Raw genomic sequence first — 9,439 nt, 5'->3', positions numbered from 1 at the left:
GGTGCTGCAATGCGCAAGCTTATACATCTGTGTTATGGCGTTTTAAAACATCAGACTGCCTATCAAAGAGATTATTTATTGGTCGAATAATCTCAAAACCTGATTGACTACCAAGACGGTATCTCAGTATGCTAATTATCATGGTCAAGCATGGACTTATTCAAACGAAGAAGATTTATTCGGAAGTGTACGCGCTGAATATGACTTAACCGATGCAACGACAGCCTATGCAGCATATGGTTTTCGCAAATCAGAAGAAGCCGGTGTTTACTCAAGTCAACAATTAAGTGATACTGCAGCAGGAACGGCAAAACTTTCTGCATCGATGATTCCACGTAAAGATCGTAATCACTCAGCAGAACTGGGTGTGAAAACTCAATTTGAAACAGGTGCTTTAAAACATCAAGTGGTCGCTTCTGGTTCTTTATATCGTGCAGATAAACGCTATAGCTATGGTTATGCCACCAGTTTGAATGATAATTTTTATGATCCGATTTACACCGAAGATTCAAACATTGATAAATGGTTGGGGGTAGAAGGGACTTATCCGAAAGCGGGTGTCAGTACCGTGAAAAGTTTTGCCTTGGGCGACAATATTTCGATGTTAGATGATCGTTTGACCCTCATGCTTGGTGCGCGTTATCAGGAAGTTGATCAAGACGTATATTCTTACGGAACCTATAAATACAATATTAATAAAAATCAGCTTACTCCGGCATTGGGCGTGAGTTATAAATTAACGCCTGAATGGTCTATGTATGCCAATTACATCGAAGCTTTGGTTCAAGGCGAAGCGATTTTGGATAGTGAAGGTAATAACTTTATTGCTGATCCATTTGTGTCGAAACAAAAAGAACTGGGCGTGAAATATGAAAATGGCTTGATTGGTGGAACATTGAATTATTTCTATACAGATCGCCAAAAAGCCTCAGTGAATAGCTCGGGGACTGCACAAATCAGTCAAGCGACGAATATTCACCAAGGGCTTGAATTTAATGCCTATGGTCAATTAACAGATTCAATCAAGATATTGGGCGGTGCAACTTGGATTGATACCGAGCAAAAAGACACATACCAAGGTTTATTTGATGGACATCGTGTGATCAGTGTGCCGGAGTTCCAAGCCAATGTCGAAGCGGATTGGAAACCACCGATTGAACAAGATGTTAGTGTAAATGGGCGCGTTGTATATACGGGTTCAACTTATGCAAACAATGCCAACACATTGAAACTTAAAGATTGGACACGTATAGATTTGGGTGCAAACTATAAAACGCAAATCAAGAATGTACCCACCAGTTTGAATTTTAGTGTGACTAATGTTTTAGATAAAGACTATTGGGCCTCTGCATCGGTGAACGACTATACGTATTTGTCACTGAGCGAACCTCGAACATTTAAATTGAGTGCTACATTTGATTTCTAATGGTTTTCAATGATTTCTCAATAATTGTTTATAAATAATTATTGCTAGATGATTAGCTTTGAATGATTGTTAAGAAATGACTCAAATAAAAATGCCCCCAAATCTGGGGCATTTTTTGTTTTAAGCAAAACGCTTTAAATCAATTAAAGTACTGCTTTTAAGCGACGAATGACTTCTTCACATTGGGCAATATCAGCAACAAGGGCTAACCGGACATGGTTTTCACCCGGATTACCTTGTGCCGTATCACGCGATAAATAACGGCCTGGAAGCACTTTAACGTGTGCTTTTTCCATGAGCATTTTGGCAAAGCTTTCATCATTATCCACTTTTAACCAGTAGTAGAACCCTGCATCAGGTTTTTGTAATGGTAGTAGGTGACCCAGTTCGCGTTGGAATAATTCAAATTTTGCACGGTACTGGACGCGGTTTTCTTCGACGTGTGCTTCGTCATCCCAAGCTGCAATTGAAGCTAACTGGTGTTGAACAGGCATCGCAGCGCCATGATAAGTACGGTATTGTAAATAAGGTTTTAAAAGCGCAGCATCACCTGCAACAAAGCCAGAACGCATACCCGGTAAGTTAGAACGCTTAGACAGTGAGTGGAATACCATGCAGTTCTTATAATCATCACGGCCTATTTCAGCACAGACTTCAAGCAGACCAACAGGTACTTCATCAAACCAAAGCTCTGAGTAGCATTCATCAGATGCAATCACAAAATTATATTGGTCAGACAGTGCAATCAGTTTTTTAAACTGTTCTTTAGAAAGTACCGCACCTGTAGGATTACCCGGTGTGCAGACAAACAGTAAAGCGGTTTTTTCCCAAACTTCAGCTGGCACAGCGTCAAAGTCGCCAAGGTAGTTATTTTTTTCTGTACAGTTAATGAAGTAAGGTTCTGCACCCGCAAGTAAAGTTGCGCCTTCATAGATTTGGTAAAACGGATTTGGCATCACCACATAAGGGGCATCTTCACGTTTAACCAAAGCTTGTACAAACGAGAAGATCGCTTCACGTGTACCTGATACAGGCAGGACGTTGGTGTCTGCACTGATGCTATTGAGTTTAAAGCGACGGGTTAACCAATTTGCAATACTTGTGCGAAGCTCAGGTAAACCCTTGCTGTTTGGGTAAGTTGATAAGTGTTGAAAATTATCAATAATAGCCTGTTTCACAAACTCCGGTGCAGGATGCTTTGGCTCACCAATCGATAGGGGAATCAAAGGCAACTCTGCGGGTTTCACATCCTGAAATAGCTTATTTAGCTTTTCAAATGGATAAGGGTGCAATAATGACAAACTGGAGTTCATGGAATGGATACCGATCAATTTAAGTTAATGATGACTACAAACCTGATTCGAAGCTTCATCAAGTGCTGACTTTAATTGTGCAGCAAACGTTTCCGCTTCTGAATCACTCATAGGTGAGCCATCTTTTTTAGTGACATAGAAAATATCTTCAGCACGTTCACCGAGCGTTGCAATTTTCGCAGAGTGAATATCTAGACCTTGCATCATAAATAAACCACCAACTTTAGCAAGTAAGCCCGGATGGTCAAGTGTCGCAATTTCAACCATATTTTGTTGAAGCGCTTCATTAAAAGAAATACTCACGGTATTTTCAATATCAAAATGACGCAGTTGACGTGGGATACGACGTTGCATCAGGCCTGGATACTTATCAGATTGGCTTAAGGCTTTTTTGAGCGCTTCAATAACAGTTTGCTCACGTTCAGGATCTGTTAATAAGGTGCCAAAACGGTCAAGTACAACATAAGTGTCCAAACTAAATGCAGTGGATGCAGTGATAATTCGAGCATCCTGAACGTCTAGATTCATTCTGTCCAAAATAGCCACTGTGGTTGCAAACAAGTTAGGCTGATCTTGGGTGTAAATAAAGATCTGTACCGCATCTTGTGCGAATTTGCGATGTGCTCGCATCATCACCAATGGTTCTGCATTATTGCCATGTTTTAAAATGGCGCGCGTATGCCATGCGATTTCATCGGCAGATTCTTTCAGGAAATATTCATCACCGAGTTCTTGCCAAACGGTTTCTACATCATAGAGCGCAAAATCATTGACTAACAGTTCACTGGCTGCAAATTTGGTGTCTTCGATCAGCATTGGATAGTCTACAGGACGACCCAAACCTGAACGAATCACATCACGCGCTTGTGTATACAGTTGGCGCATGAGTGATGCACGCCATGTATTCCAAAGTGTCGGATTGGTTGCGTTGATATCAGCAACTGTTAAGGTGTAGAGATAGTCGAGATGTTCCATATCACCCATTTTCTCAGCAAATTCTTTCACCACATCTGGATCGGAAATGTCTTTTTTCTGAGAAGTAACGGACATCAATAGATGGTTTTGAATCAACCATGCGACAAGGTTACATTCACGTTCAGTAAACCCATGGGTACGGCAGAAATCAATTGCATCCGCAGCACCAAGTTCACTATGGTCACCACCACGACCTTTGGCGATATCATGGAAAATTGCCGCTAAATATACAATGTCACGGCGCGCCAGTCGTTGGAATACGGAGCTAACGACAGGGAAGTCCTTGGCAAATTCAGGTTCTTTAAAACGGTTTAAATTACGTAGTAATAATAGGGTGTGGGCATCGACTGTATAAATATGGAATAAGTCGTACTGCATGAGTCCCATGATTTGCCCAAAGGCAGGAATATAGTTGCCGAGCACGCCATACCGTTTCATTGCCACCATGGTGTCATATAAACGGTAGGGTGAGCGAATGATCGCCATAAATAAGGCTTGATGTGCAGGATTGTCACGGAAGTTTTGATCAATACGTTTTGCCGCAAGAGACAATAGACGTAAAGTTCGGGCACGAATCCCTTCAATTTCTGGACGATTCGCCAAGAGGTAGAAAATTTCTAGAATAGCACTTGGATTTTCAGAGAAAATTTTATGATGCTGTACCGCTAATTTGCCATCGACTAATTTGAAGTTAGCATTGATCTCTTCAATTTTACGTTCATAGTCAGGCAAGCGTGGCGTAATGACAGATTCATTAAAATAAGCCAAGAGCATTTCATTTAACGTCGTCACTTGCTGAGCGCTACGGTAGTAACGTTTCATGAACTGTTCGATTGGATAATTCGGTGATTTACCTTCTTCACGTTGATAGCCAAATTTAGCGGCAATGTCACGTTGATAATCAAACAATAATCGGTTTTCGTCGCGCTTGGTTAAGCGATGTAAATGATGACGAATTTCCCAAAGAAAGCTTTCTGTTTCTTCAAGAACGCCAAGTTCAAACTCTGAAATAAAACCCAAATGTACAAGGTCATAGATGCGATTGACACGGAAATGACGCTTAGCAATCCATCCGATTTGGTTGATATCACGGATACCGCCGGGCGCATTTTTAATATCGGGTTCTAAGTTGCTTTCGGTATTGTTATGTTGAGCATAGCGTTTGGCTTGCTCTTGCATTTTGGCATCATAGAAGGTTTTATCCGTCCATGTCTGTGACACGATACGGCGTGGCCATTTGGCTAGGTGTTCATTGCCCACAATCAAACGTGCTTCAATCAAAGCTGTTGCTACAGTTAAATCATTGGTGGCTTGAGCAACACAATCATTAATAGTACGCACACTGATGCCCGGTTTGAAATTACCAACATCCCAAAGAGTTGAAATAAAGCTGGAGATGAGTTTTTCTTGTTCTGGGCTGATTTCATCTTCAGACAAAATCATGATATCGACGTCGGAGTAAGGCAGCATTTCGCGGCGACCATAGCCACCGACAGCAAATAAACCGAGATCGGTTTGGTCGAGTTCAGCATGTGTCCATAAGAACTTTAAGGCTTCATCGATTAGATTCGAACGAGCCAAAATCACATCACGAATCGACTGTCCATTTTCAAAGCATTCCTGTAGCTGATTTTCAACATCTGAGCGCCATTGGTTAATCGCCTGAATGTCGTGGTTACTTTTAATGTAATTCAGCAGAGGAAGCGTATTGATCATGAACAGTGGTCCGTTAAGGTGTTACAAACTTAGTTTTGTTGAACACTGACTTGTTGTGCAGCATGTTGAGCAAGTTCACGCGCGTGATCTGTGGTTTCAGCGCGTGCTGTTGCTACGCCCATACGGCGACGTTTAAAGCCTTCTGGTTTACCAAAGAGGCGTAAATCGGTGTCTGGATTAGCCAAAGCAAGATTTAAGCCAGTAAATGATAAATTGGTATCATCCACGCCTGCATAGATGACTGCGCTCGCAGCAGTACTGTGTCGAGCAGTATTCACAGGCAGACCAAGAATGGCACGTGCATGCAGTTCGAATTCGCTTTGGAATTGCGATGCAAGCGTGACAAGGCCTGTATCGTGTGGACGAGGTGATACCTCACTAAACCATACTTTATCGCCTTTGACAAACAGTTCCACCCCAAAAATGCCACATCCACCTAATGCAATGGTTACTTTATTGGCAATACGCTTGGCTTCCTCTAAAGCAAGAGCAGTCATGAGTTGTGGCTGCCAACTTTCTACATAGTCACCAGCGTCTTGGCGGTGGCCAATCGGGTCGCAAAATGATGTTTCAATTTCACCTGTTTCTGCATTTTTTGCACGAACAGTCAGCAGGGTGATTTCAAAGTCAAAGTCAATTTGTGATTCCACAATCACTGTACCTTGATTTACACGTCCACCTGTTTGTGCATATTCCCAAGCAGCATCGACTTCATCAAAGCTTTTTACACGTGACTGTCCTTTACCCGAAGAAGACATGACAGGCTTAACAAAGTTTGGATAGCCAATGTCATCGCATGCAGCACGGAACGCTTCAAGGGTATTGGCAAATCGGTAGGCTGAAGTCGGGAGTCCAAGCTCTTCGGCAGCTAGACGGCGAATCCCTTCACGGTTCATCGTCAGGTTGACAGCTTTTGCAGAAGGAATGACAGTGGCAATATTTTGTTCTTCGATCTCGACTAAAACTTGAGTCGCAATAGCTTCAATTTCAGGAACAATCAAATGAGGCTTCACTTGAGAAATTAAAGCTTTAAGTGCCTCAGGATCTGCCATATTTAAAGTATGAGAAAAATGTGCAACTTGCATGGCAGGAGCATGGTCATAACGATCGGCAGCATGAACTTCTACACCCAAACGTTGCAATGAAATCACAACTTCTTTACCGAGTTCACCAGAACCTAACAGTAAGACTTTATACGCTGAAGACTGAAGTGGAGTACCAATAGTGACGCTCATGTAAATCATCCATGCTTGATTTTATGGGAATTTAAGCATAGCAGAACTTGTTCGAGAGATAAGAGAGTGTTCACATAAATAAATGATATTGTCCAACAATTTTTTTTATATCTTTATGGGGGAGCGTTCGTGTAATTATTTATCTGTTAAAATCTTTAAAAAGTGGTAATTAGTTGTTTTTTATTTAAATTCACTTTAAATATACCTGCATTTTTTACAGATGCAGGGAATGGCTCAATATCCAAATTTGCACATTGAAGCGCACAAAGCTGCACAGATGTTTGGCGGAAGTTGGGCCAGTACAGCAATCCGAGCAGTGGTACGGCGCATATGCATAAAATCAATATTAAGCTAATTAAAATGGCAGTGAAATAGAGTGCGTCTGCAGCTACCGATAGAAGGTGAAATGATGAATTGAGCCATGAACTGAGGCTGAAAATGCACAATAGAAAAACCAATAAGAAGCCGATCAGCTGCAGAAAATTGCTGAACAGACGAGGCATCGATATGTGTGAAAACATCAGGCGACGTGGATGTAAGTGCAGAATCTGCTGTGTGCAGTTATATAAACCCACAATCATTTTTTGTTGATTTTTCTCTATATAGATGGCGCGGATCTGATCTGTAGATTGGCAATGTACAGCGCAGAAATTAGCACTGAATAGCTGGCTTTGAATGAAGCATTCAAATATACGCTTTCGATGGGCTTTTGCAGTCCCCAACTCAATTCAGATGGTTGTCTAGAATGAATATAAATTTTGCCTTGAATACAATGGTACTTTGCCATCTATGGGGTTTCGCTAGATTTTTATGTTATGCGTTGACTATCTCATAAATATTGCTAATTAAAAGGCACAGGCTGAAGAAGCTTGTGCTTGAGGTTTTTATTTGGATTGTCGCTGACTCAGCTTTAGAGATGAAAAGGTATATAGGTATAGACTAAGCCGTAAGTCAGTGCCGCAGTCAGTGTAGCAGGGACAATTTTTTTAAACTTGAAATACAAGCCTGCAAGCACAGCAAATCCAACTAACATGGCAAAGCTTTTATTTGGAGTTTCAAGCAGCGGCGGTAAGGTTGCAACCACCAACATTGAACTAATTGCGGCAATACCAATCGAGCCCAAAGCGATTTTGAGCCATAAAGAACCACGCTGCTGTGAACCTTGCTGAAATTTCTGAATTACAAAGAATGGCCCAAACCGTGATGCAAAATTCGCAATCCCGACCAAGATCCCGACCAGGATAATTTCTAGATTCATGATGCTTCACCCATATGTTCAGGATCAGGTTTTTTTAAGACATAATGTTTGAATAAACCGGCAAAAATACCAGAAGAAATACCGATAAAAATCGCAGCAGACAAGTCGATAAAGTAGCAGGCAATCGCAGAAACAATAATTGTAACCGTGACCACAAATGTATGTTTTTTCTCAAATGCGGCAAGTAAAAAGCTTAAAAACAATGCAGGCAGCAGGAAGTCGAGTGCGGCTTGTAAAAATTGTGGAAGGTTGCTGACTTGATCGGCAAATAAACCGCCTAAAAATGAGCCTGTTGCCCATGACAGCCAACTAAATAAGCTGAGTCCTAACATCCAAGATTCTGACCATTCTTGACGACGTTGCGACAGTTTAATCATACCTGATGCAAAAACTTCGTCGGTTAAACCCCAAGCCCAAACTGCCGTTTTCTTTAAATTGAGTCGGTCTTGAATCAGGTTTTGTAAAGCAGGACCGTAGAGCAAATGGCGTATATCGAGAGCAATCACAGTGAGTGCAGTCATCCAAATGGATGTTCCACTTCCCAGTAAAGCAACGACGAGAAACTGACTGGCACCTGCATACATAGAGCAAGATAAAAATAAGGCTTCCCACGCAGTGAAACCAAATTGAGTCGCAGAAACCCCAAATGCAAAAGAAACAGGAAGATAGGTAAAGATAATGGCTTGACTATCTTTAGCACCTTGCCAAAAACCCGCAGGCTGAACTGTAGGAAGTTTGTGCTCAGACACGACACACCTTTGAAAGAGTTGAACAACAGGTCAAATGATGATTGAGTATTGTACTCGAATTCACTAGCATATTGCCGAATATGTTTGCTGAAATGAGCCGGATATGCAGAGGTTAAAGATGCGTGGGATACTGATTGTTTCATTATTGAGCAGCACGGTGTTGTTGCAGGCCTGTGGTAATGATGGAGCTGAACAAGCTCAAGTTGAAATTAAAGCAGCACCCAAATTAACCAATGATGCAACGGAGTATGCTGCCAAAGCTTGGGCGTTTATCAATGAAGTCGATCCGATTGTTTATACAAAGCAAGTCGATCAGATGGAAGAGAAAGTCCGTGTTCCAGCGCGTAAATTGAGTACCGAATGGCGTATCAATGTCAAAATGACCGATTCTGTGACTGAAGGAAAATACGCGCTGTGTCGTAAGGCTTTGACAAGTCTGGAAATTTGGGCGCGTGAAAGTATTGATCAGAGTTCGACTGTTGCACAGAAGCAAGCTGATTATGAGCGTGATAAAAATCAATGCAAAGGTGCGATTGAAAACCCTGAACTCGGAAATACCGATCCGAAAAAAGTAGGCGTTTAACCCGATCAAAGCAGTGAAGATTCACTGCTTTTTTTTGGAAAATATCAAAAAACAAGAATAAATCTATAAGAGAGGATTGGAAATTTCTCCTAAAAGTATCGCTATTTCATATAAAAAATAAATCAGACCGCTGTCTTTGCGTTGAGCTTAGTTTCAAATTTGCATGTTTATTTTTTGAATTTAA

7 protein-coding genes are annotated in these 9,439 nt (G+C 41.4%); 2 read left to right on the top strand and 5 right to left on the bottom strand.

Annotated elements, in window-relative coordinates; all coding sequences use genetic code 11:
* Nucleotides 1-103: 103 nt before the first annotated feature.
* Entirely contained in the window at nt 104-1,426 is a 1,323-nt protein-coding gene (locus tag FTU05_RS13850) for a TonB-dependent siderophore receptor (RefSeq protein ID WP_257230134.1), read from the top strand.
* 143 nt (nt 1,427-1,569) lie between these two features.
* On the opposite strand, the gene dapC is transcribed toward FTU05_RS13850, so the two are convergent.
* From dapC to FTU05_RS13825, 5 genes are all read right to left on the bottom strand, one after another.
* Complete coding sequence (gene dapC / locus FTU05_RS13845; RefSeq protein ID WP_180165778.1) at nt 1,570-2,739, bottom strand: succinyldiaminopimelate transaminase; 1,170 nt, start codon at nt 2,737-2,739, stop codon at nt 1,570-1,572.
* A 24-nt stretch (nt 2,740-2,763) separates the two neighbouring features.
* Nucleotides 2,764-5,430, bottom strand: a complete 2,667-nt coding sequence (gene glnD, locus FTU05_RS13840; protein ID WP_168379649.1) for a [protein-PII] uridylyltransferase — start codon at nt 5,428-5,430, stop codon at nt 2,764-2,766.
* A gap of 29 nt (nt 5,431-5,459) precedes the next feature.
* Nucleotides 5,460-6,674: a formate-dependent phosphoribosylglycinamide formyltransferase gene (gene purT, locus FTU05_RS13835; RefSeq protein ID WP_171263820.1), complete on the bottom strand. Its 1,215-nt coding sequence runs from the start codon at nt 6,672-6,674 to the stop codon at nt 5,460-5,462.
* Nucleotides 6,675-7,575: 901 nt separating this feature from the next.
* A complete protein-coding gene (gene ygaH / locus FTU05_RS13830) occupies nt 7,576-7,923 on the bottom strand; it encodes an L-valine transporter subunit YgaH (RefSeq protein WP_078189050.1) in 348 nt (115 codons plus the stop codon).
* Nucleotides 7,920-8,672, bottom strand: a complete 753-nt coding sequence (locus FTU05_RS13825; RefSeq protein ID WP_078194362.1) for an AzlC family ABC transporter permease — start codon at nt 8,670-8,672, stop codon at nt 7,920-7,922. Before FTU05_RS13825 ends, ygaH begins: the two co-directional genes overlap by 4 nt.
* 103 nt (nt 8,673-8,775) lie before the next feature.
* On the opposite strand from FTU05_RS13825, the gene FTU05_RS13820 reads away from it, so the two are divergent.
* Nucleotides 8,776-9,255, top strand: coding sequence for a hypothetical protein (locus tag FTU05_RS13820; RefSeq protein WP_168379645.1), 480 nt, complete (start codon nt 8,776-8,778; stop codon nt 9,253-9,255).
* Nucleotides 9,256-9,439: the final 184 nt, after the last annotated feature.

Origin of the sequence: Acinetobacter sp. YH12049 (assembly GCF_013419875.1) — a bacterium.
Lineage (GTDB): Bacteria > Pseudomonadota > Gammaproteobacteria > Pseudomonadales > Moraxellaceae > Acinetobacter > Acinetobacter amyesii.
The sequence above is the reverse complement of the archived record's forward strand: the minus strand, read 5'-3'. Positions and strand labels throughout refer to the sequence as shown.